Genomic DNA, 22659 nt, shown 5'->3' on the forward strand with positions numbered 1-22659 from the left:
GCCCGGCAAGTTTCCAACTATGGAGGGGAAGCAGACCATCATGCGAAGGTCAGCGCTGGCCGCAATCGCGGCTGTAGGCACTGTGAGCCTGGTGCTTTCGGGTTGCAGCAAGGCCGAAGACAACGGCAATGGCGACGGCAGCAACAAGTCGGCCGGTGCCGACGCAGCGACCAAGGGTGTCGTCAACGCCTCCGACGCGAAGGGGGGCACGGTCACGTACGAGTACTCGGACGTGCCGGACTCCTTCGACCCGGGCAACACGTACTACGGGTACATGTTCAACCTCAGCCGGCTGTACGCCCGCCCGCTCATGACCTACAAGCCGGGCGCCGGCGACGCCGGCAACGAGCTCGTCCCGGACCTCGCTTCGGCGCCGGGTGAGCCCAGCGACGGCGGCAAGACCTGGACGTACAAGCTGCGTGAGGGCCTCAAGTACGACGACGGCACGCCGATCACGTCCAAGGACGTCAAGTACGCCGTCGAGCGCTCCAACTTCGCGCGTGACGTGCTCTCCCTCGGCCCGAACTACTTCCAGCAGTTCCTCGAGGGCGGCGAGAAGTACAAGGGCCCGTACAAGGACAAGAGCGACAAGGGCCTCGCGTCCATCGAGACGCCGGACGACACCACGATCGTCTTCAAGCTCAACCGCTCCTTCCAGGAGTTCGACTACCTGGTCGCCCAGCCGCAGACGGCTCCCGTGCCGAAGGCCAAGGACACCGGCGTCGACTACGTCAAGAACGTCGTGTCCTCGGGCTCGTACAAGTTCGAGAGCTACGAGGAGGGCAAGGAGGTCGTCCTCGTCCGCAACGAGAACTGGGACGCCGCCACCGACCCGCTGCGCAAGCAGTACGCGGACAAGATCGTCGTCAAGATGAAGGTCAACGCCGAGACGATCGACCAGGACGTCCGCGCCGGCAAGGCGATCGACCTCGGCGGCGGTGGCGTCCAGGCCGCCACGCAGGCGGAGGTCGTGGGCGACCCCGACCTCAAGGCCAACACCGACAACACCTACGGTGGCCGTCTGGTCTACATGGCGATCAACACCAAGCTGGCGCCGTTCGACAAGGTCGAGTGCCGCAAGGCCGTGCAGTACGCGGTCGACAAGAACTCGGTGCAGACCGCCCTCGGCGGCCCGATCCGCGGTGACATCGCCACCACCGTCCTGCCGCCGGACATCCCGGGCTACAAGAAGTCCGACCTGTACGCCACCACGGACAGCAAGGGTGACGCCGCCAAGGCCAAGGAGCAGCTGAAGGCCTGCGGCAAGAACACGATCAGCACCAACATCTCGGCGCGCAGCGACCGTCCGCAGGAGATCGCCGCGGCGACCGCGATCATCAACTCGCTGAAGGCGGCGGGCATCAACGCCACCCTCAAGCAGTACCCGTCGGGCAAGTACTTCACCGACTCCGCGGGTGTGCCGCAGTTCAACAAGAAGCAGAACATCGGCCTGCACATGATGCAGTGGGGTGCCGACTGGCCCTCCGGCTACGGCTTCCTGCAGCAGATCCTGCACGGTGACGCGATCGGCGAGTCCGGCAACACCAACCTGTCGCAGCTCGACAACGCGGACATCAACTCGATGCTCGAGAAGGCGATCGCGACCGAGGACGAGACCGAGCGCAACGGCCTCTACGCCGAGATCGACAACAAGACGATGGAGGAGGCGGCCCTCGTTCCGCTGACCTACTTCAAGGTCCTGCTGTACCGCCCGGCCGGCTTCACCAACCTGGTCTCGACGGCGGCCTTCAGCGGTCAGTACGACTACCTCAACATCGGCACGACCAAGAAGTAGCCCCGGAAGGCAGGTGAAGGCATTGATGCCCGCGGGCTTCGCGGCCCGCGGGCATCAGCGCCGATCCCCGTGATCTCGTATATCCTCCGCCGGACGGTCGCGGCAGTGATCCTGCTGCTGGTCGTCACCGCGGTCACCTTCGCGATCTTCTTCCTGCTGCCCCGGCTCGCCGGCCAGACGGCCGACCAGCTGGCCCAGCAGTACATCGGGAAGAGCCCCTCGAAGGCCGACATCGAAGCGGTCAAGCAGAACCTCGGACTCGACCAGCCCGTGTACGTCCAGTACTGGGACTTCATCAAGGGGATCGTCTCCGGCGCCACCTATGACCTCGGCCCCACCACGGCGCAGTGCAACGCGCCGTGCTTCGGCTACTCCTTCAAGACCCACGTCGAGGTCTGGCCGCAGCTCACCAGCCGCCTGCCGGTGACGCTCTCGCTGGCCGCCGGTGCCGCCGTCATGTGGCTGCTGGGCGGTGTCACGGCCGGTGTGATCTCCGCGCTCAAGCCGCGGTCGCTCGCCGACCGGTCGTTCATGGGCGTCGCCCTCGCCGGTGTCTCCCTGCCCATGTTCTTCACGGGCCAGCTCGCGCTGTTCCTCTTCACCTACAAGTGGCCCATCTTCGGCCGCGAGTACGTCCCCTTCACCGAGAACCCCTCGCAGTGGGCCAACACACTGTTCCCCGCGTGGTGTTCGCTGGCCCTGCTCTACTCCGCCATCTACGCCCGGCTCACCCGCTCGGGCATGCTGGAGACGATGAGCGAGGACTTCATCCGCACGGCCCGCGCCAAGGGGCTGCGCGAGCGGAATGTCGTCGCCAAGCACGGGCTGCGGGCCGCGCTGACCCCGATCATCACCGTCTTCGGCATGGACCTCGGGCTGCTGCTCGGTGGCGCGGTGATCACCGAGACGGTCTTCTCCCTGCACGGCATCGGTGAGTACGCGGTGCAGTCCATCCGGGACAACGACCTGCCGCCGATCCTCGGCGTCACCCTCCTCGCCGCCTTCTTCGTCGTTCTCGCAAACTTCCTGGTGGACCTCTTGTACGCCGCCGCCGACCCGCGGGTGAGGATCTCGTGACCGAACTCTCCAAGACCGGTGCAGCCGTGGGGGAGCCCGTGAAGGGACCCTCCGACGCGCCCACCGCGTTCCTCGAAGTCCGAGACCTCAAGGTGCACTTCCCGACCGACGACGGCCTGGTCAAGTCCGTCGACGGGCTGAGCTTCTCGCTGGAGAAGGGCAAGACCCTCTCCATCGTGGGCGAGTCCGGCTCCGGCAAGTCGGTCACCTCACTGGCGATCATGGGCCTGCACCGGCTCGGCGCGCGCGGCAAGAGCGTCCGGATGTCGGGCGAGATCTGGCTCGACGGCAAGGAACTGATCTCCGCCGCCCCGGACGAGGTGCGCCGGCTGCGTGGCCGCGAGATGGCGATGATCTTCCAGGACCCGCTGTCCGCGATGCACCCGTACTACACGATCGGCAACCAGATCGTGGAGGCGTACCGCGTCCACCACGACGTCAGCAAGAAGGTCGCGCGCAAGCGGGCCATCGAGATGCTCGACCGGGTCGGCATCCCCGAGCCCGCCAAGCGTGTCGACGGCTACCCGCACGAGTTCTCCGGCGGTATGCGCCAGCGGGCGATGATCGCCATGGCGCTGGTCAACAACCCCGAGCTGCTCATCGCGGACGAGCCGACGACCGCCCTGGACGTGACCGTCCAGGCGCAGATCCTGGACCTGATCCGGGACCTGCAGAAGGAGTTCGGCTCCGCGGTCGTCATCATCACCCACGACCTCGGTGTGGTCGCCGAGATCGCCGACGACGTCCTGGTGATGTACGGCGGCCGGTGCGTGGAGCGCGGTTCGGTCGACGACGTCTTCGAGCGGCCGCAGCACCCCTACACCTGGGGCCTGCTCGGCTCGATGCCGCGCATCGACCGGGAGACCTCCGACCGGCTCATCCCGGTCAAGGGTGCGCCGCCGAGTCTCATCAACGTCCCCTCGGGCTGCGCCTTCCACCCGCGCTGCCCGTACGCGGACGTCCCCAAGGGCGATGTCACCCGCACCGTGCGCCCCGAGCTGACGCAGGTCGGCACCGGACACTTCTCCGCCTGCCACCTCTCGCCCGAGGACCGTACGCGGATCTGGACCGAAGAGATTGCGCCGAAGCTGTGAGTGAAACCAGGAAATCGGACGTGACCGTCCCGTCGCAGGCCTCGGCTCCCGCCGCGGAACGCGAGGTGCTGCTCAAGGTCGAGGGCCTGCAGAAGCACTTCCCGATCCGCAAGGGCCTGCTCCAGCGTCAGGTCGGCGCGGTCAAGGCCGTGGACGGCATCGACTTCGAGGTGCGCAAGGGCGAGACGCTCGGCGTGGTCGGCGAGTCGGGCTGCGGCAAGTCGACCATGGGCCGGGTCATCACCCGGCTCCAGGACCCGACGGGCGGCACGATCCACTTCGAGGGCAAGGACATCACGCGGCTGAACACGGCCGGGATGCGCCCGCTGCGGCGGGACATCCAGATGATCTTCCAGGACCCGTACGGCTCCCTGAACCCCCGGCACACCATCGGCTCGATCGTCTCGGCGCCCTTCCGGCTCCAGGGCGTCGAGCCCGAGGGCGGGGTGAAGAAGGAGGTCCAGCGGCTGTTGCAACTGGTGGGCCTGAGCCCCGAGCACTACAACCGCTACCCGCACGAGTTCTCCGGCGGTCAGCGTCAGCGCATCGGCATCGCGCGGGCGCTCGCCCTGAAGCCGAAGCTGGTCGTGGCGGACGAGCCGGTCTCCGCGCTCGACGTGTCGATCCAGGCTCAGGTCGTGAACCTGATGGACGACCTCCAGCAGGAACTGGGCCTGACGTACGTGATCATCGCGCACGACCTCTCCGTCGTACGCCACGTCTCGGACCGTATCGCGGTGATGTACCTCGGCAAGATCGTCGAACTCTCCGACCGCACCTCGCTGTACGAGGCGCCGATGCACCCGTACACCAAGGCGCTGATGTCCGCGGTGCCGGTGCCGGACCCCAAGCGCCGGGGTGCCAAGAGCGAGCGCATCCTGCTCCGCGGTGACGTCCCCTCGCCGATCGCGCCGCCCAGCGGCTGCCGTTTCCACACGCGGTGCTGGAAGGCGACGGAGATCTGCAGCACGACCGAGCCGCCGCTGATGGAGTTGCGCCCGGGCCGGCAGGTCGCCTGCCACCACCCCGAGAACTTCGAGGACCAGGCCCCCCAGGACACTGTCCTGCTTGCCGACGCCAGGGAGGCGGCGGAGCTGGTCCCGCAGGAGGCGCTGGCGAAATCGGCGGCGACCTCGGCGGCGTTGGCGGCAGACGTCGAGCCGGCGGCCCCTGCCCCTGGGGCGGCTGAGTCCGTGCAGGGCGGGTCCGCGCAGGGCGAGCCGGCGGGCACCGGATCCGCGCAGACCGCCGGGGCCGCGGCGCAGTCCAAGGGGATCCCGTCGGTGGGCGAAAGCGCTGCGGGCACGGAGCCCGCGCCGAGCGAGCCCCCGCATGCGCAGGCCGCGGGGACCGACCCCGCGCAGGCGGAGCTCACCGGGAAGGAGCCCCGGGCCGAGGAGAAGTGACTCCGACCGCGCCGTGGGTCCCCGTCTTCGAGCGTGAGAGGGGGGCTCACCGGCAGGTGAGAATGTCAGGGTGCTCCAGCAACTGTTCACCCCGTCCGTCCAGCACACCCTCGACCTGGTCGGCATCTTCGTCTTCGCCATCTCCGGCGCCCTGCTGGCCGTCCGCAAGAACTTCGACGTCTTCGGCATCGCCGTCCTCGCCGAGGCCACCGCGCTGGGCGGCGGGCTGTTCCGGGACCTGATGATCGGCGCGGTGCCGCCGGCGGCGTTCACGGATCTGGGGTACTTCCTCACTCCGCTGCTGGCCGCGCTCCTGGTCTTCTTCCTCCATCCGCACGTGGAGCGCATCCAGGCCGGCGTGAACGTCTTCGACGCGGCCGGGCTCGGCCTGTTCTGCGTGGCGGGCACCACCAAGGCGTACGAGTACGGGCTCGGCCTGCACGCCTCCGCGGCCCTCGGCCTCGCCACGGCGGTCGGCGGCGGCGTCCTGCGGGACGTGCTCGCCAACGAGGTGCCCTCACTGCTGCGCTGGGACCGCGACCTGTACGCGGTGCCCGCGATCGTCGGCGCCGTGATGGTCGCCGTGTGCATCCGCTACGACGTCCTCAACCCGCTGACCAGCACACTCGCCGCCGCCACCGCCTTCGTGCTGCGGCTGCTGGCGATGCGCTTCCACTGGCGGGCGCCACGGGCGTGGAACCGGCGCTCGACGGTCCGCGAGGAGGAGCCATCGCGGCAGCCGACCACAAAAGCTACCGCTTAGTAGTTTGTTGTTGTACCGTACCGCCATGGCTCAGGCATCCCAGGCGACCATCGGCAACAGCGAGTTCGACCGCGACACCGCCGTCACCCGGCGCTCCGAGGGCGTCTACGACATCGACCTCTCCGCGGGCTGGACCATCATCAGCGCCGTCAACGGTGGCTACCTGCTGGCTGTCCTGGGCCGGGCCCTCGCCGACGCGTTGCCGCACCCGGACCCGTTCACGATCTCCGCGCACTACCTGACCGCGTCCCAGCCGGGCCCCGCGGTCGTCCGCACCGGCGTCGTCCGCACCGGCCGCACCCTCTCCACCGGCCAGGCCTCGCTCTTCCAGTACGACGACCAGGGCCGCGAGGTCGAACGGATCCGTGTCCTTGCCTCCTACGGCGACCTCGGCACCCTCCCCGACGACGTCCGCACGACCGCGCGGCCGCCGGCGATGCCGCCGATCGAGCAGTGCTTCGGCCCCGAGGACGGGCCCGCCCCCGTCGACGGCAGCTCGGCGATCACCGAGCGGCTGATGCTCAAGCTCGACCCCTCCACCCTGGGCTGGGCGCTGGGTGCCCCGTCCGGCAGGGGCGAGATGCGCGCCTGGTTCGGGCTCAAGGACGGCCGCGACGCCGATCCCCTGTCGCTGCTGCTCGCCGTGGACGCCCTGCCGCCCACCGCCTTCGAACTCGGCATCTCCGGATGGGTGCCGACGGTCGAGCTGACCGTCCACGTGCGGTGCCGGCCGGCGCCGGGTCCGCTCCGGGTGTCCATCACCACGCGCAATCTGGCGGGCGGCTTCCTGGAGGAGGACGCCGAGGTGTGGGACAGCGCGGACCGGCTGGTGGCGCAGTCCCGGCAGCTGGCGCGGGTGCGGCTCACGTCCTGAGCCGAGGGGTTCAATCCAGCCAGTGTTCGCGGCCGATGCTGATCAGCCGTAGCCGGCGGGTCGCCACCTGGGCGACCCGCCGTTGCTCCTCCTCGGAGCCGAGTGCCTCCAGGAGGAGCGAGGCCGTGACGAGCATCTGGTCGACGTAGAGCCCCGCGAGCATCAGCAGATCGCCGTCGCTCCAGCCGCCGGATGCACGGTCCTTGGCCAGCTCGGCCCTCACCTCCTCGGTGAACAGGGTCAGCTGGCTGCGGATGGCCTCCCGTACCGGCTGTACCCCGCCGTGCTGCTCGCGGGCGATGAAGCGGACGTGTGCGGGGTGGGCCTGTACGTGGCCGCTGATCAGCTCCACGGCGCGCGCGATGCGTTCGTCGCTGTCGCCCGTGGTGGACACAATGGTGCGGATCGTCGGGTGCAGGCTGCCCAGCGCCTCTTCGACCAGGGCGACGCCGAGGTCGGCGGTGGAGCGGAAGTGCCGGTAGAAGGCGGTCGGGGCGACACCGACCGCGCGGGTGACCTCGCGCAGGCCCAGGCTGCTCAGGCTCTGCTCCTCCAGCAGCTCCAACGCGGCGTCCAGGAGCGCCTGCCGGGTCTTCTGCTTCTGTGCCTGCCGGATGCCGAGGGTGTGACTCATACCATGTAGTTAACAACTGTTCTCTGTAATGGGGAAGTCATGGGACGCGCTAGACTGGGAAGTCAGTGAACAAGTGTAACTACAAGCGTTCACCGAAGCGGAGGGGATTCGTCCCATGCTCTTCCTGGTCGCCGCACTTCTGCTGCTCGGCGTGGCCATGGGCACCGTGGCCCACGCGCCGATCGGCTTCACCCTCGTCACCGCCGTCGTGATCGCCACCTGGCTCGGCATCTTCGCGCTCCGCGAGCGCCTCGGCCGACGCCGGACGCCGACCCACTGACCCCCGGGAGCCCACCATGCAGCTGACCGCACCGGCCAAGCGCCGCACGGGCATCCGTGACACCGACGGCATGGCCGTCGCGTCCTTCGTCCTCGGCCTCCTCGGCCTTCTCGTCCTCAACCTCTTCCTCGGCCCCATCGCCATCACCCTGGCCGTCGTCGCCCTCCGGCGCGGCACCGAACGCCGCTTCCGTGCCTGGCTGGGGCTCGGCCTCGGCATCGCGGACCTGGTGGTGCTGGCGGTGTTCATGCAGGCGGACAGCACGATCTCGTGGAGCTTCTGAGGCCGGGTGCCCCGGACGCGGCCGCCACGGCGGTGCGGGGGCGCCCGGCACGCCGGGTACGTCGCCGCCGGCTCCCGTAGCGACCCGGGCGACGCCCGCCCACGCCGAGCCGAATCCGGGCCACCTCGGCCCCGTCCCCGCCCCGCCGCGCCGTAGAATCGGCGTCACCATGGCATACCTCGACCACGCCGCGACCACCCCCATGCTCCCGGAGGCGGCGGAGGCACTCACCGCCCACCTGCGCAGTACGGGCAACGCCTCCTCCCTCCACGCATCCGGTCGCCAGGCGCGCCGCACCGTCGAGGAAGCCCGCGAGACCCTCGCGGAAGCCCTCGGCGCCCGCCCCAGCGAGGTCGTCTTCACCTCCGGCGGCACCGAGGCCGACAACCTCGCGGTCAAGGGCCTGTACTGGTCCCGGCGCGCCGCGGACCCGGCCCGCACCCGGGTCCTGTCCAGCCCCGTCGAGCACCACGCCGTCCTGGACGCCGTCCACTGGCTCGGCGAACACGAGGGCGCCACCGTCGAGTACCTCCCGGTCGACGCCTACGGCCGGGTCGCCCCCGAGGCGCTGCGCGAGGCCATCGCCCGCAACCCCGGCGACGTCGCGCTGGCCACCGTCATGTGGGCCAACAACGAGATCGGCACGGTGCTGCCGATCGAGGAACTCGCCCGGACCGCCGCCGAGTTCGGCGTACCGCTGCACTCCGACGCCGTCCAGGCCTTCGGGCAGCTGCCCGTCGACTTCGCCGCGTCCGGCCTCGCCGCGATGACCGTCTCCGCCCACAAGGTCGGCGGCCCGTACGGCATCGGCGCGCTGCTCCTCGGCCGTGAGTACAGCCCCGTACCCGTCATGCACGGTGGTGGCCAGGAACGCCACGTCCGCTCAGGCACTCTCGACGTCCCCGCCATCGCCTCCTTCGCCGTCGCCGGCCGTCATGCCGCCGCGCACCGCGAGAAGTTCGCCCGGGAGATCGGCGCCCTGCGCGACGACCTGGTCGACGTGGTCCGCACGGCCGTGCCGGACGCGATCCTGGGCGGTGATCCGGTGCACCGCCTCCCGGCCAACGCCCACTTCACGTTCCCCGGCTGCGAGGGCGACTCCCTGCTGCTGCTCCTGGACGCCCAGGGCATCGAATGCTCCACCGGCTCCGCCTGCACCGCCGGAGTCGCCCAGCCCAGCCACGTGCTGCTCGCCACCGGCACCGACCCGGACCTGGCCCGCGGCACCCTCCGCTTCTCCCTCGGCCACACCTCCACGGCGGCCGACGTCGAGGCGGTCGGCGAGGCCATCGGCCCGGCCGTGGAACGGGCGCGGGCGGCGGGGCTGACCTGAACCGCGTCAGGCCGGGGTCACGGCCGTACCCGCCTGCCGTACGAGGCGCATGTAGCGGTCCCAGTCCCAGTGCTCCCCGGGGTCGGTGTGGTCCGTCCCCGGCACCTCCACGTGGCCGATGATGTGCTCGCGGTCGACGGGTATGCCGTAGCGCCGGCATATCCCCGCCGTGAGCCGGGCGGACGCGGCGTACATCTCGTCCGTGAAGTCCTGCGGGCGGTCCACGAAGCCGGCGTGCTCGATGCCGATGCTGCGTTCGTTGTAGCCGCGGTTGCCCGCGTGGTACGCCACGTCCAGCTCGCGGATCATCTGGGCGATGTGGCCGTCGTCGCGCACGATGTAGTGCGACGCGGCGCCGTGCTCCGGGTCCTGGAAGACCTTCACCGCGCTGTCGAAGCTGCCCTGGGTGACATGGACGATGACCATGTCGATCGTGTAGTCGGCCGGGCGGTCGGCCCGCCGCCAGTTCGCCGGCGAGGCCGCCACCCAGCGCGCGCCCGTGAAGTCGACGGCACCCTCCACCCGCGGCTTCTCCACGCCGGGGACCTGCCACCACAGCCGCGACAACTCGTCACGCGCCAGCACGGCACCCGTGCCCACCAGGGCCGCGGCCCCGCCGAAGATCAGGGCGCGCCGCCCGATCCGCCGGTCCGGGCCGCCCTTCGTCTGCTCCATGTGATCCAGAACGGATACTCCCGGTTCCCGGTTCCCGCGCCCCCGTACCCTGGAAGGGTTATGACTGACACCCCGCAGCCCTCCCGCCCCCTCCGCGTCCTCGCCGCCATGTCCGGCGGTGTCGACTCCGCCGTCGCCGCCGCCCGCGCGGCCGAGGCCGGGCACGACGTGACCGGCGTCCACCTCGCGCTCTCCGCGAACCCGCAATCCTTCCGCACGGGCGCGCGGGGCTGCTGCACGATCGAGGACTCCCGCGACGCCCGCCGCGCCGCGGACGTGATCGGCATCCCGTTCTACGTCTGGGACCTCGCCGACCGCTTCCGCGAGGACGTCGTCGAGGACTTCGTCGCCGAGTACGAGGCGGGCCGCACGCCCAACCCGTGCCTGCGCTGCAACGAGAAGATCAAGTTCGCGGCGCTGCTGGACAAGGCGCTGGCGCTCGGTTTCGACGCGGTCTGCACGGGCCACTACGCCAAGGTGATCGTGAACGAGGACGGCTCGCGCGAGCTGCACCGCGCCTCCGACATGGCCAAGGACCAGTCGTACGTCCTAGGGGTGCTGGACGACCGGCAGCTCGCCCACGCGATGTTCCCGCTCGGCGACACGCTGACCACGAAGGACGAGATCCGCGCGGAGGCCGAGCGCCGGGGCCTGGCGGTCGCCAAGAAGCCCGACTCGCACGACATCTGCTTCATCGCCGACGGCGACACGCAGGGCTTCCTGGCGGACCGGCTCGGCAGGGCCGAGGGCGACATCGTGGACGAGGCGGGCAACAAGCTCGGCACCCACGAGGGCGCCTACGGCTTCACCATCGGCCAGCGCAAGGGCCTGCGGATCGGCACCCCCGCCTCCGACGGCAAGCCGCGCTACGTCCTCGACATCTCGCCGGTGGACAACACCGTGACGGTGGGCCCCGCGTCCGCCCTGGACGTCGGCGCCCTCACCGCCGTCCGGCCCCGCTGGTGCGGCGCCGCCCCCAGCGGCCCCGGCACCTACACCGCCCAGCTGCGCGCCCACGGCGGCGAGACCGAGGTCACCGCCGAGGTCGTCGACGGCGACCTGCACGTGCGTTTCACCGAGCCCGTCCGGGGCGTGGCCCCGGGCCAGGCGATCGTGCTGTACGACGGGACGCGCGTGGTCGGCTCGGCGACGATCGCCTCGACCACGCGCGTGCCGGCCGGGGTGGTCTGAACCGGCCGGTTCAGACCGTCTCCACCTCGTAGAAGCAGAGGTGGTCCTTGATCGCCGCGACCTCCGGCTTGGGGTCCGGGTAGCCCCAGACGAGATCCGCCGCGTCCGGCAGCGACCAGTAGGACGCGGTGCCCTTGAAGGGGCAGTAGGTGTGCGTCTCGGAGGGTGTCAGGAGGTCCAGCCGGACGTCCTGCGGCGGGAGGTAGTAGCGCGCGGGACAGCCCGTCTCCCTCAGGACGAGGGGCCTGTCGCTCTCCGCCAGCACCTGCCCGTCGTGGACGACGCGCACGCGCTGCGTGCCCTGCTCGATGGTGATCGTGTGGCCTCGGGTGGTGTTCTGGGTCATGTCCGGACAGCGCTCGCGGGGCGCCCGTTCTTCCCTCGTACGGTGGACGGATGAACATCTGCGTCTTCCTCTCCGCCGCCGACCTCGACGACCGCTACACGCGTCCCGCGCGCGAGTTCGCGAAGCTGCTCGGCAAGGGCGGGCACACGCTGGTGTGGGGCGGCTCGGACGTCGGCCTGATGAAGGTGGTGGCCGACGGCGTGCAGGAGGCGGGCGGACGCCTCGTGGGCGTCTCCGTGCAGTTCCTGGCGGCCAAGGCCCGCCCGGGCGTCGACGAGATGGTCATCGCCGAGGACCTCGCCGAGCGCAAGAAGCTGCTCCTGGAGAAGTCCGACGCCGTGGTGATCATGGTGGGCGGCACCGGCACGCTGGACGAGGCGACCGAGATCCTGGAGCTGAAGAAGCACGGCCACACCGGCAAGCCGGTGGTGCTGCTGAACACGGCGGGTTTCTACGACGGCCTCAAGGAGCAGTTCCGCCGCATGGAGGACGAGGGGTTCCTGCCCAGGCCGCTCACCGACCTGGTGTTCTTCGCGGAGGAGCCGGTGGGGGCGCTGGCCTACCTGGAGGAGAGCCAGGGCGTCGCCTGACGTCGCGATGATGCGAGCATGGCGGGCATGGCTACACATGTGATCACCGGGGCGGGTTCCGGCATCGGCGCGGCCGTGGCCCGCCGTCTGCACGCGCGCGGGGACGAGCTCGTGCTGCACGCGCGCGACGCGGGCCGCGCGAAGGAGCTGGCGGCCGGGTTCCCCGGGGCGAGGACCCTCGTCGGCGACCTCTCCGACCCCGACAGGCTGAGCTGGGCGCTGTCCCACCAGACGCTGCCGGAGCGAGTGGACTCCCTGCTGCACATCGCGGGCGTGGTCGACCTGGGGCCGGTCGGCGACCTCACCCCCAAGACCTGGCGCCACCAGCTCAACGTCAACCTCGTCGCCCCCGCCGAGCTCACCCGCCTGCTGCTGCCCCAACTGCGCGCCGCCCACGGCCATGTGGTGTTCGTGAACTCCGGCGCGGGTCTGAACGCCCACGCCGACTGGTCCGCCTACGCGGCCTCCAAGCACGGGCTGAAGGCCCTCGCGGACTCCCTGCGCCACGAGGAGCACGCGAACGGTGTCCGCGTCACCTCCGTCTACCCCGGCCGCACGGCGAGCCCGATGCAGGCCAAGGTCCACCAGCAGGAGGGCAAGGAGTACGACCCCGCGCAGTGGATCGACCCCGAGTCCGTCGCCACGACCGTCGTGATGGCCCTGGACCTGCCGAGGGACGCCGAGGTGAACGACCTGACCGTGCGGCCGGGACGGTGAGCACCTCGTGAGGCCGCCGGCCGGCGGCGAGCAGCCCGTCCCTCGTTCTCGACAAGGCGGTTCGGGCCGCGGGCGCGGGCTTGCGGGGCGGCAGCCCCCGGCGGACGGTCACCCGGGTGGCGGGCACGTAGTCTGCTGGGGTGAGTGAGGAAACCCAGTTCAGCTTCGGTGCCGCGACCGGGGTCGGTTCCCTGCCCGGCGGGGACGCCCGGGAGGCCGCCAGGACCGTCACCGGGTCCTTCGAGGACTTCCCGTTCCTGCCCGAGCTGCCCGCCCGGGGGCCCGGGGCGGACATGATCGGGCGGACCGCCGGGATGCTGGTCGAGCTGTACGCGCGCGTGGAACCCAGCGGCTGGCGGCTCGGTGACCGGCCGGGGCGGGACACCAGGCGGGCGTGGTCGTGGCTCGGCGAGGACCTGGACGCGCTGGAGGAGTTCACGCAGGGCTACGAGGGCCCGCTGAAGGTGCAGGCCGTCGGGCCGTGGACGCTCGCCGCGGCCCTGGAGCTGAGGAACGGCGAGGCGGTCCTCTCCGACCCCGGCGCCTGCCGCGACCTCGCCGCCTCCCTCACCGAGGGGCTGCGCCTGCATCTCGCCGAGGTGCGGCGGCGCGTCCCCGGCGCCCACCTCGTGCTCCAGCTCGACGAGCCCTCCCTGACCGCCGTACTGCGCGGCCAGGTCCGCACCGCCAGCGGCTACCGCACCCACCGCGCCGTCGACCGGCAGCTCGTCGAGGCCGCGCTGCGCGATGTCGTCCAGGTGCACGACGGCGGCCCGGTCGTCGTGCACTCCTGCGCCCCCGACGTCCCGTTCGCCCTGCTGCGCCGCGCCGGTGCGAACGCCGTGTCCTTCGACTTCTCCCTGCTCACCGAGCGTGACGACGATGTGATCGGCGAGGCCGTGGAGGGCGGCACCCGGCTGTTCGCCGGTGTCGTGCCGGGCACGGACGGCCCGTTGTCAGACCCTCCCGGTAGCGTCATGGGTGTCAGGACGCTCTGGCGCAGGCTGGGGCTGTCTCCGGAGCTTCTCGCGGAGGCCGTCACGGTCACGCCGGCGTGTGGACTCGCGGGCGCTTCCCCCGAGTACGCGCGCCGGGCCCTCGCCCACTGCGTCCGGGCGGCGAGATCCCTCGCGGACAACCCTGAGTAACGGGAGGACGATACGGTGGCCGGCGACAAGCAAGCGGAGTCCACAGCGGTACCCGCCACGGCACGGGAGCGCCATGCGCGCCTCGCCGAGCAGGTCGAGGAGCACCGCTTCCGGTACTACGTGAAGGACGCTCCCGTCGTCAGCGACGCGGAGTTCGACCAGTTGCTGCGCACCCTGGAGGAGCTGGAGGAGGAGTATCCGGAGCTGCGCACGCCGGACTCGCCGACCCAGAAGGTCGCCGGGTCCTACGCGACGGAGTTCACCGCGGTCGAGCACCGCCAGCGCATGCTCTCCCTCGACAACACCTTCAACGACGACGAACTCGCGGCCTGGGCCGACCGCATCGCCCGCGAACTGGGCGAGCAGGACTACCACTTCCTGTGCGAGCTCAAGGTCGACGGCCTCGCCGTCAACCTCACCTACGAGCACGGCCGCCTCACGCGCGCGGCGACCCGCGGCGACGGCCGCACCGGCGAGGACATCACACCCAACGTCCGCACCATCGCCGAGATCCCGGACCGGCTGAACGGCGACAAGGTCCCGGACCTGGTCGAGATCCGCGGCGAGGTCTACTTCCCGATGGAGAAGTTCGAGGAGCTCAACCGCCGTCTGGTGGAGGCCGGCGACAAGCCCTTCGCCAACCCGCGTAACGCGGCGGCCGGTTCGCTGCGCCAGAAGGACCCGCGCGTCACGGCCACCCGCCCGCTGCACATGGTGGTGCACGGCATCGGGGCCCTGGAGGGCTTCGAGGGCCTCACCCGCCTCTCCCAGGCCTACGACCTGCTGGGGGAGTGGGGCCTGCCCACCTCGCGGCACAACAGGGTGGTCGACGACCTCGAAGGCGTACGCGAGTTCATCGCGTACTACGGCGAGAACCGTCACTCCGTGGAGCACGAGATCGACGGCGTGGTGGTCAAGCTCGACGAGATCCGCCTCCAGGGCCGTCTCGGCTCGACGGCCCGCGCCCCACGCTGGGCGATCGCGTACAAGTACGCGCCGGAGGAGGTCAACACCAAGCTCGTCAACATCCGCGTGGGCGTCGGCCGCACCGGCCGCGTCACGCCGTACGCGCAGGTCGAGCCGGTGACGGTGGCCGGCTCGGAGGTCGAGTTCGCCACATTGCACAACCAGGACGTGGTCAAGGCCAAGGGCGTGCTCATCGGCGACACGGTGGTGCTGCGCAAGGCCGGTGACGTCATCCCGGAGATCCTCGGCCCGGTCGTCGACCTGCGCGACGGCACCGAGCGCGAGTTCGTGATGCCCTCCGAGTGCCCGGAGTGCGGTACGGCGCTGAGGCCGATGAAGGAGGGCGACGTGGACCTGCGCTGCCCGAACTCCCGCACCTGCCCCGCACAACTGCGCGAACGGCTGTTCTATCTGGCGGGCCGCAAGGCCCTGGACATCGAGCACTTCGGCTATGTCGCGGCAGCCGCCCTCACCAAGCCGCTGGAGCCGGCCGAGCCGCCACTGAGGGACGAGGGCGACCTGTTCGACCTCACGTTCGAGCAGCTGCTGCCCATCAAGGCGTACGTGCTCGACCAGGACAGCGGCCTGCCCAAGCGGGACCCGAAGACCGGTGAGGAGAAGATCGTCACGGTCTTCGCCAACCAGCAGGGCGAACCGAAGAAGAACGCGCTCGCGATGCTGGAGAACATCGACGCCGCCAAGCAGCGCCCGCTGGCCCGCGTGCTGACCGGCCTGTCGATCCGTCATGTCGGCCCGGTCGCCGCCGAGGCGCTGGCCCGCGAGTTCCGCTCCGTCGACCGCATCGAGCAGGCCACCGAGGAGGAGCTGGCCACCACCGACGGTGTCGGCCCGATCATCGCCGCCTCGCTCAAGGAGTGGTTCGCCGAGGACTGGCACCGCGAGATCATCCGCAAGTGGAAGGCGGCCGGTGTCCGCCTGGAGGAGGAGCGCACCGGCGAGGACGAGGGCCCCCGCCCGCTCGAGGGCCTCACGGTCGTCGTCACCGGCACGCTCGAACAGTTCACGCGGGACGGCGCGAAGGAGGCGTTGCAGACCAGGGGCGCCAAGGTGACCGGTTCGGTTTCGAAGAAGACGTCATTCGTCGTTGTGGGTGACAACCCCGGGTCGAAATACGACAAGGCCATGCAGCTCAAGGTGCCGGTCCTGGACGAGGACGGGTTCAACGTCCTCCTGGAGCAGGGGCCTGAGGCGGCGTCGGAAGCCGCACTTCCGACCGGCGAGTAGCGGTTGAGGAACACCCGATCGGCGCATACCAGATGCATACGGGCGGCCGGGGCGCATTCGGGCAACCGTCGACGACCGCTGCCCGTGGAAGCCTTCTGCGGCCTACTGTTGAGGTGTGCACCTGCCGTGCCCAGCTGCGGTTGGGGCATTCCCTTGGCCTTGGTGGGTACGGGGAACGGTTTTCCAGCGCGGGGCCGTTGACGGATGTCGGGCAACGGACCGCGTGGCGTGGGCACCGCCGGCTGTGAGAGGGACGGGAATGGAACCGACCGAGAGCGCCGCCCCGTACTCACGGCTGCGCCGGATGACCGGCGCCTGGCGAGGGGGACCCCGTTCGGCCTGGCGTGCGAGTGCCGCGGCGACGCGGGACCAGGGCCCCGGACAGCGCATCGTGCTCGACGGCCGCGGCGCCGCCGCCCTCACCGCCGGGCACGCCGCCGGACTGCCGGAAGCCGACGCCGAGCGGCACCTGTCGTGGCCCGCGCTGCCCGCGGCGGTCGTCGCGGCCGCCGGGTTCGCGCTCGGCGCCGGGTTCCTGCGGGCGTTCACCGGCAACCACGCGCTGTTCCCCGCCGGCACGGCCGGCTGGTCGCTCGCCGTGCTGACCGGCATCATCGTCGGCCACCTGGTCGCGCTCGGCCGCGCCCGCTGGTGGGGCGGCACCGGCTCCGGTGCCGCCCTGACCCTCGCCGTCCTGCTGCTGTACGGCTGGGTGCCCGCCGGGATGGTCAGCCTCACCGTCGTGGTCCTGGTCGGCATAGCCCGGCGCCACCGCTGGCGGCAGGGCGTGCTGCACGGTGCGGTGGACATCCTCGGCATCGGCGCCGGCGCCCTGCTGCTGGCCGCCTTCGGCAGGGTGCCGTCGGTCGAGGAGCCCTGGCACCCCGCCACCTGGACCCTCTACACCGCCACCGAGGTCGTCCTGGTCGCGACCGCCTACCTCGCGGTCTCACGCACCCTGCTGTGGTATCTGCACGCGCCCCGCGCGGGCGGACTGCCCACCGTCGCCCGCACCACCCTCGTCCGGCACGGCCTGGTCGCGGTCGCGCTGCTCGGCATCGCGCCGCTGATCTGCGTGGTCGCCGTCGCCAAGCCGATCCTGCTGCCGCTGTTCGCCATCCCCCTGGTCGCTCTCGACTCCACCCTGTGGATAGCCCGCGCCCGTGCGGAGGAGCAACTGCGCGATCCGCTCACCGGGCTGCCCAACCGCCAGTGGCTCCTGGAGCGCATCTGGACCGCACTGGACGACGCCGAGCGCATCGACGCCCGCGCCGCCCTGATGCTGATCGACCTCGACCGGTTCCGGTCGGTCAACGACACCCTCGGTCATCTCGCCGGTGACCGGCTGCTGCTGCAGACCGCCGACCGGCTGCGGATGGCCCTGCCACGCGGGGCGGAGGCCGCCCGGCTCGGCGGTGACGAGTTCGCCGTCTTACTGCCCGTCGCCGACTCCACGACGTCCGCGACCCGGATCGCCCGCGGCCTGGTGGCCGCGCTGAGCTCCCCCCTCGACCTCGACGGTCTCACCCTCGTGCTGGAGGCCAGCGCGGGCGTCGCCGTCTTCCCCGACCACGCTCTCGACGCCGAGGGCCTGCTGCGCCGCGCGGACGTGGCGATGTACCAGGCCAAGCGTGATCGCACGGGCGTCGAGGTCTACGAGTCCAAGCGGGACTCGAACACCCCGGACCGCCTCGGCCTCCTCGCCGACCTGCGCCGGGCGCTGGACGCGCACGAGGTGGAGCTGCACTACCAGCCCAAGGTGCGCTTCGACGGCCAGGTGGCCGGGCTGGAGGCGCTGGTGCGGTGGGTGCACCCGGAGCGCGGGAAGGTGCCGCCGGACGAGTTCATCGCGATCGCCGAGTCGTCGGGCCTGATGCCGCACCTGACCGAGTACGTGCTGGAGACGGCGCTCGCCCAGGTGGCCCAGTGGCGCTCGCAGGGGCTCTTCGTGCCGGTCGCGGTGAACGTGTCGCCCCGTGACGTGCACACCCCCGGGTTCGCGGGATCGGTCGCCGCCCGGCTCGCCCGGCACGGAGTTCCGGCGGGAGCGCTCCAACTGGAGATAACGGAGCACGTGCTCCTGGAGGACCCGCAGCGGGCCGCCGACACCCTGGCCGGGCTGACCGGCCACGGCGTGAAGATGTCCCTGGACGACTTCGGCACCGGATACTCCTCACTGGTCCATCTGCGCCGGCTTCCGGTCAGCGAACTGAAGATCGACCGGTCGTTCGTGGCCCGGCTGGCGATCGACACCGAGGACGCGGAGATCGTGCGCTGCACGGTCGACCTCGCGCACTCGCTCGGGCTGCTGGTCGTCGCCGAGGGCGTCGAGGACGACGAGACCTGGGAACGCCTGCGCGACCTGGGCTGTGACGCCGTACAGGGGTGGCTGGTCGCGGCGGCGATGCCGCCCGAGGAGACCACGGCGTGGCTGCGGGCCCGCGGCTCCCGCGGGTGGCAGCGCCCGGCGGCGGCCCTGCCGGCGGCGGCCTCGGACGAATAGCGGCAGGTGCCCCGGCGGCCGGGGGCCCCCGGCCCCGCGGAAACCGTTTAACAGGTACGCGCCGCCGCCCCATAGGATTGAGGCCAAACCACACACACTCACCCCAGAGGATCGCTGCATGCCTGGCATCACGCGCGAGGAGGTCGCCCACCTCGCCCGGCTGGCGCGTCTGGAGCTGAAGCCCGAAGAGCTCGACCACTTCGCGGGACAGCTGGACGACATCATCGGCGCGGTCGCCCGCGTCAGCGAGGTCGCCGACCAAGACGTACCGCCGACCTCGCACCCGCTCCCGCTGACGAACGTCATGCGCCCGGACGAGGTCCGCCCCTCGCTCACCCCCGAGCAGGCGCTCTCCGGCGCCCCGGCCCAGGAGCAGCAGCGTTTCAAGGTGCCGCAGATCCTGGGGGAGGAGTAATCCGCATGACGGACATCATCAAGCTGACCGCGGCCCAGACCGCGGCGAAGATCGCCTCCGGCGAGCTGACCGCCGTCGAGGTCACCGAGGCGCACCTGGCCCGGATCGAGGCCGTCGACGAGAAGGTGCATGCCTTCCTGCACGTCGACCGCGAGGGCGCCCTCGCGCAGGCGCGGGCCGTCGACGCCAAGCGGGAGCGCGGCGAGCAGCTCGGCCCGCTGGCCGGCGTGCCGCTGGCGCTGAAGGACATCTTCACCACCGAGGGCATCCCCACCACGGTCGGCTCCAAGATCCTCGAGGGCTGGATCCCGCCGTACGACGCCACCCTCACCAAGCGGCTGAAGGACGCCGACGTGGTGATCCTCGGCAAGACCAACATGGACGAGTTCGCCATGGGGTCCTCGACCGAGAACAGCGCGTACGGACCCACCGGCAACCCCTGGGACCTCACCCGCATCCCCGGCGGCTCCGGCGGCGGCTCCTCCGCCGCGCTGGCCTCCTACCAGGCGCCGCTCGCCATCGGCACGGACACCGGCGGCTCCATCCGCCAGCCGGCCGCCGTCACCGGCACGGTCGGCGTCAAGCCCACGTACGGGGCCGTCTCCCGCTACGGCATGGTGGCGTTCTCCTCCTCCCTCGACCAGGGCGGGCCCTGCGCCCGTACGGTCCTGGACGCGGCGCTGCTGCACGAGGTGATCGCCGGGCACGACCCGATGGACTCCACCTCGATCGACGCCCCGGTCCCGCCGGTCGTCGAGGCCGCCCGCAACGGCAGTGTCGAGGGCATGCGCGTCGGCGTCGTCAAGCAGTTCCGCGGCGAGGGCTACCAGGCCGGTGTCATCCAGCGCTTCGACGAGTCCGTGGCGCTGCTCAAGGAGCTCGGCGCCGAGATCGTCGAGCTGGACTGCCCGTCCTTCGACCTGGCGCTGTCGGCGTACTACCTGATCGCGCCGTCCGAGTGCTCCTCCAACCTGGCCCGCTTCGACGGCCTGCGGTACGGGCTGCGCACCGGCGACGACGGCGCCCACTCGGCCGAGGAGGTCACCTCCCTGACCCGCGAGGCCGGCTTCGGGCCCGAGGTAAAGCGGCGCATCATGCTCGGCACCTACGCGCTGTCGAGCGGCTACTACGACGCGTACTACGGCTCGGCGCAGAAGGTCCGCACGCTCATCACGCAGGACTTCGAGAAGGCCTTCGAGCAGGTCGACGTGATCGTCTCCCCGACGACCCCGACGACGGCGTTCGCGATCGGCGAGCGCGCCGACGACCCGATGGCGATGTACCTCGCCGACCTGTGCACCATCCCGACCAACCTCGCGGGCAACGCGGCGATGTCGCTGCCCTGCGGTCTCGCGCCGGAGGACAACCTGCCGGTCGGGCTGCAGATCATCGCCCCGGCGATGCAGGACGACCGGCTGTACAAGGTGGGCGCCGCCGTCGAGGCCGCCTTCGTGGAAAAGTGGGGGCACCCGCTCCTCGAGGAGGCTCCGTCGCTGTGAGTGCACTGACCAAGGCCAAGGGCTTCAAGAAGTCCAAGTCCGGTACGTACCTGTCCATGGCCGCCACCGCGTTCGGCGCGATCGGCGTCGCCAAGCAGATCAATAAGGCCCGCGCCGAGAACGACACGCTGCGGCTCGTCGACGCCGTCGTGACCGCCGCCGGCGTCGTCACCGGCCTTGCCATGCTCTACCGCGAGCTGAAGCGGCTGGGCGACGACGACGTCCTGCTGGGCTGAGAGGGAAGTTTTCACCGTGACCACCACGACCGACCTGGTGTCGTACGAGGACGCGCTGGCGTCGTACGACCCCGTCATGGGCCTCGAGGTCCACGTCGAACTCGGCACCCGCACCAAGATGTTCTGCGGCTGTTCGACCGCGCTCGGCGCCGACCCGAACACCCAGACCTGCCCCGTCTGTCTCGGCCTGCCCGGTGCGCTCCCGGTCGTCAACGCGACCGGCGTCGAGTCCGCCATCAAGATCGGCCTCGCGCTGAACTGCGAGATCGCCGAGTGGTGCCGCTTCGCCCGGAAGAACTACTTCTATCCGGACATGCCGAAGAACTTCCAGACCTCACAGTACGACGAGCCGATCGCCTTCAACGGCTACCTCGACGTGCAGCTGGAGGACGGCGAGACCTTCCGCGTGGAGATCGAGCGCGCGCACATGGAGGAGGACACCGGCAAGTCGACGCACGTCGGCGGCGCCACCGGCCGCATCCACGGCGCGTCCCACTCCCTGCTCGACTACAACCGCGCCGGCATCCCGCTGATCGAGATCGTCACCAAGCCGATCGTCGGTGCGGGCGAGCGCGCTCCCGAGGTCGCCCGGGCGTACGTGCGTGAGCTGCGCGAACTGATCCGTGCGCTCGGCGTGTCCGAGGCCCGCATGGAGATGGGCCAGATGCGCTGCGACGTCAACCTGTCGCTGATGCCCAAGGGCGCCGACAAGTTCGGCACCCGCAGCGAGACCAAGAACGTCAACTCGCTGCGGTCCGTGGAGCGCGCGGCCCGTTTCGAGGTGCAGCGGCACGCGGCCGTGCTGTCGTCCGGCGGCACGATCGTGCAGGAGACCCGGCACTTCCACGAGGACACCGGGTCCACCACCTCGGGCCGCGTGAAGGAGGAGGCCGAGGACTACCGGTACTTCCCGGAGCCCGACCTGGTCCCGGTCGCCCCGTCCCGCGAGTGGGTCGAGGAGCTGCGTGCCGGGCTTCCCGAGCTGCCGCTGGTGCGCCGTAACCGGCTCCGCGAGGAGTGGGGCGTCTCCGCCACCGAGATGCAGGCGATCCTCAACGCCGGCGCGCTGGAGCCGATCGTCGCCACCATCGAGGCCGGTGCCGACGCCGCGTCCGCCCGCAAGTGGTGGATGGGCGAACTGGCCCGCAGCGCCAACGAGTCGGGCAAGGCGCTCGACGAGCTGGCGATCACGCCGGCTCAGGTCGCCCGCGTCACCGAGCTGGTGACCTCCGGTGACCTGAACGACAAGCTGGCCCGGCAGGTCATCGAGGGCGTCCTCGCGGGCGAGGGCACCCCGGACGAGGTCGTGGACAAGCGCGGCCTGAAGGTCGTCTCCGACGAAGGCGCCCTGGGCACCGCCGTCGACGAGGCCATCGCCGGCAACCCCGCCATCGCGGACAAGATCCGTGGTGGCAAGGTGGCCGCGGCCGGAGCCCTGGTCGGCGCGGTCATGAAGGCGACCCGGGGGCAGGCCGACGCGGCCCGCGTCAAGGAGCTGATCCTTCAGCGGCTGGGCGTCGAAGAGGCCTGAGCAACCGCACCCGTGGGGGCGCGCCGGGAACGGCGCGCCCCCACTCGTGCGTCAGCGC

General features: G+C 71.0%; 22 protein-coding genes. 19 read left to right on the plus strand and 3 right to left on the minus strand.

Annotated elements, in window-relative coordinates:
- Window positions 1–19: 19 nt before the first annotated feature.
- The 6 genes from ACIHCM_RS20935 (at window position 20) to ACIHCM_RS20960 (ending at window position 7009) form a co-directional block, all read left to right on the plus strand.
- The gene (locus ACIHCM_RS20935) at window positions 20–1795 is read left to right on the plus strand and encodes an ABC transporter substrate-binding protein (protein ID WP_399897951.1); all 1776 of its coding nucleotides are present in this window, start codon (window positions 20–22) and stop codon (window positions 1793–1795) included.
- A 69-nt stretch (window positions 1796–1864) separates the two neighbouring features.
- Window positions 1865–2872 carry an ABC transporter permease gene (locus ACIHCM_RS20940; RefSeq protein WP_393106113.1) on the plus strand — a complete coding sequence of 336 codons (1008 nt, stop codon included), beginning with the start codon at window positions 1865–1867 and terminating at the stop codon, window positions 2870–2872.
- Window positions 2869–3966, plus strand: coding sequence for an ABC transporter ATP-binding protein (locus ACIHCM_RS20945; protein ID WP_393106111.1), 1098 nt, complete (start codon window positions 2869–2871; stop codon window positions 3964–3966). The genes ACIHCM_RS20940 and ACIHCM_RS20945 overlap by 4 nt, the downstream gene beginning before the upstream one ends.
- Window positions 3963–5372, plus strand: coding sequence for an ABC transporter ATP-binding protein (locus tag ACIHCM_RS20950; protein ID WP_399897954.1), 1410 nt, complete (start codon window positions 3963–3965; stop codon window positions 5370–5372). Before ACIHCM_RS20945 ends, ACIHCM_RS20950 begins: the two co-directional genes overlap by 4 nt.
- A 70-nt stretch (window positions 5373–5442) precedes the next feature.
- Window positions 5443–6135, plus strand: a complete 693-nt coding sequence (locus ACIHCM_RS20955; RefSeq protein WP_399897956.1) for a trimeric intracellular cation channel family protein — start codon at window positions 5443–5445, stop codon at window positions 6133–6135.
- A gap of 25 nt (window positions 6136–6160) precedes the next feature.
- The gene (locus ACIHCM_RS20960) at window positions 6161–7009 is read left to right on the plus strand and encodes a thioesterase family protein (RefSeq protein ID WP_399897958.1); all 849 of its coding nucleotides are present in this window, start codon (window positions 6161–6163) and stop codon (window positions 7007–7009) included.
- A 10-nt stretch (window positions 7010–7019) separates the two neighbouring features.
- Here ACIHCM_RS20960 and ACIHCM_RS20965 read toward each other — a convergent pair whose 3' ends face one another.
- A complete protein-coding gene (locus tag ACIHCM_RS20965) occupies window positions 7020–7643 on the minus strand; it encodes a TetR family transcriptional regulator (protein WP_399897960.1) in 624 nt (207 codons plus the stop codon).
- A 115-nt stretch (window positions 7644–7758) separates the two neighbouring features.
- On the opposite strand from ACIHCM_RS20965, the gene ACIHCM_RS20970 reads away from it, so the two are divergent.
- The 3 genes from ACIHCM_RS20970 to ACIHCM_RS20980 all read left to right on the plus strand — a co-directional run bounded on the left by ACIHCM_RS20970 (window position 7759) and on the right by ACIHCM_RS20980 (window position 9539).
- A complete protein-coding gene (locus ACIHCM_RS20970) occupies window positions 7759–7923 on the plus strand; it encodes a hypothetical protein (protein WP_399897962.1) in 165 nt (54 codons plus the stop codon).
- 16 nt (window positions 7924–7939) lie between these two features.
- Window positions 7940–8206 (plus strand): DUF4190 domain-containing protein, encoded by a 267-nt coding sequence (locus tag ACIHCM_RS20975; RefSeq protein WP_399897964.1) that lies wholly within the window; start codon window positions 7940–7942, stop codon window positions 8204–8206.
- Window positions 8207–8375: 169 nt separating this feature from the next.
- A complete protein-coding gene (locus ACIHCM_RS20980; RefSeq protein WP_399897966.1) occupies window positions 8376–9539 on the plus strand; it encodes a cysteine desulfurase family protein in 1164 nt (387 codons plus the stop codon).
- Window positions 9540–9545: 6 nt separating this feature from the next.
- Here ACIHCM_RS20980 and ACIHCM_RS20985 read toward each other — a convergent pair whose 3' ends face one another.
- Window positions 9546–10214 carry an N-acetylmuramoyl-L-alanine amidase gene (locus ACIHCM_RS20985; RefSeq protein WP_399897968.1) on the minus strand — a complete coding sequence of 223 codons (669 nt, stop codon included), beginning with the start codon at window positions 10212–10214 and terminating at the stop codon, window positions 9546–9548.
- Window positions 10215–10274: 60 nt separating this feature from the next.
- Here ACIHCM_RS20985 and mnmA point away from each other — a divergent pair, with 60 nt between their 5' ends.
- Window positions 10275–11405: a tRNA 2-thiouridine(34) synthase MnmA gene (mnmA, locus tag ACIHCM_RS20990; RefSeq protein WP_399897970.1), complete on the plus strand. Its 1131-nt coding sequence runs from the start codon at window positions 10275–10277 to the stop codon at window positions 11403–11405.
- A gap of 10 nt (window positions 11406–11415) precedes the next feature.
- On the opposite strand, the gene ACIHCM_RS20995 is transcribed toward mnmA, so the two are convergent.
- Window positions 11416–11751: a DUF427 domain-containing protein gene (locus tag ACIHCM_RS20995; protein WP_399897972.1), complete on the minus strand. Its 336-nt coding sequence runs from the start codon at window positions 11749–11751 to the stop codon at window positions 11416–11418.
- 50 nt (window positions 11752–11801) lie between these two features.
- Between ACIHCM_RS20995 and ACIHCM_RS21000 the strand changes: the two genes are divergently transcribed.
- The 9 genes from ACIHCM_RS21000 to gatB all read left to right on the plus strand — a co-directional run bounded on the left by ACIHCM_RS21000 (window position 11802) and on the right by gatB (window position 22601).
- Window positions 11802–12341, plus strand: a complete 540-nt coding sequence (locus ACIHCM_RS21000) for a TIGR00730 family Rossman fold protein (RefSeq protein ID WP_399897974.1) — start codon at window positions 11802–11804, stop codon at window positions 12339–12341.
- A gap of 27 nt (window positions 12342–12368) precedes the next feature.
- The gene (locus ACIHCM_RS21005; protein WP_399897976.1) at window positions 12369–13058 is read left to right on the plus strand and encodes an SDR family oxidoreductase; all 690 of its coding nucleotides are present in this window, start codon (window positions 12369–12371) and stop codon (window positions 13056–13058) included.
- Between the two features lie 140 nt (window positions 13059–13198).
- The gene (locus ACIHCM_RS21010; RefSeq protein ID WP_399897978.1) at window positions 13199–14206 is read left to right on the plus strand and encodes a methionine synthase; all 1008 of its coding nucleotides are present in this window, start codon (window positions 13199–13201) and stop codon (window positions 14204–14206) included.
- 15 nt (window positions 14207–14221) lie between these two features.
- Window positions 14222–16417 carry an NAD-dependent DNA ligase LigA gene (ligA, locus tag ACIHCM_RS21015; protein WP_399897980.1) on the plus strand — a complete coding sequence of 732 codons (2196 nt, stop codon included), beginning with the start codon at window positions 14222–14224 and terminating at the stop codon, window positions 16415–16417.
- 259 nt (window positions 16418–16676) lie between these two features.
- Complete coding sequence (locus ACIHCM_RS21020) at window positions 16677–18920, plus strand: putative bifunctional diguanylate cyclase/phosphodiesterase (RefSeq protein ID WP_399897981.1); 2244 nt, start codon at window positions 16677–16679, stop codon at window positions 18918–18920.
- Window positions 18921–19038: 118 nt separating this feature from the next.
- Window positions 19039–19335 carry an Asp-tRNA(Asn)/Glu-tRNA(Gln) amidotransferase subunit GatC gene (gatC, locus tag ACIHCM_RS21025; protein WP_004925108.1) on the plus strand — a complete coding sequence of 99 codons (297 nt, stop codon included), beginning with the start codon at window positions 19039–19041 and terminating at the stop codon, window positions 19333–19335.
- A 5-nt stretch (window positions 19336–19340) separates the two neighbouring features.
- Window positions 19341–20834 (plus strand): Asp-tRNA(Asn)/Glu-tRNA(Gln) amidotransferase subunit GatA, encoded by a 1494-nt coding sequence (gatA, locus tag ACIHCM_RS21030; RefSeq protein ID WP_399897983.1) that lies wholly within the window; start codon window positions 19341–19343, stop codon window positions 20832–20834.
- Window positions 20831–21070 carry a hypothetical protein gene (locus tag ACIHCM_RS21035; RefSeq protein ID WP_399897985.1) on the plus strand — a complete coding sequence of 80 codons (240 nt, stop codon included), beginning with the start codon at window positions 20831–20833 and terminating at the stop codon, window positions 21068–21070. Before gatA ends, ACIHCM_RS21035 begins: the two co-directional genes overlap by 4 nt.
- A 16-nt stretch (window positions 21071–21086) precedes the next feature.
- Window positions 21087–22601, plus strand: a complete 1515-nt coding sequence (gene gatB / locus ACIHCM_RS21040; protein WP_399897987.1) for an Asp-tRNA(Asn)/Glu-tRNA(Gln) amidotransferase subunit GatB — start codon at window positions 21087–21089, stop codon at window positions 22599–22601.
- Window positions 22602–22659 lie beyond the last annotated feature (58 nt).

This window comes from Streptomyces sp. NPDC052023, assembly GCF_044548465.1.
Taxonomy (GTDB): Bacteria; Actinomycetota; Actinomycetes; order Streptomycetales; family Streptomycetaceae; genus Streptomyces.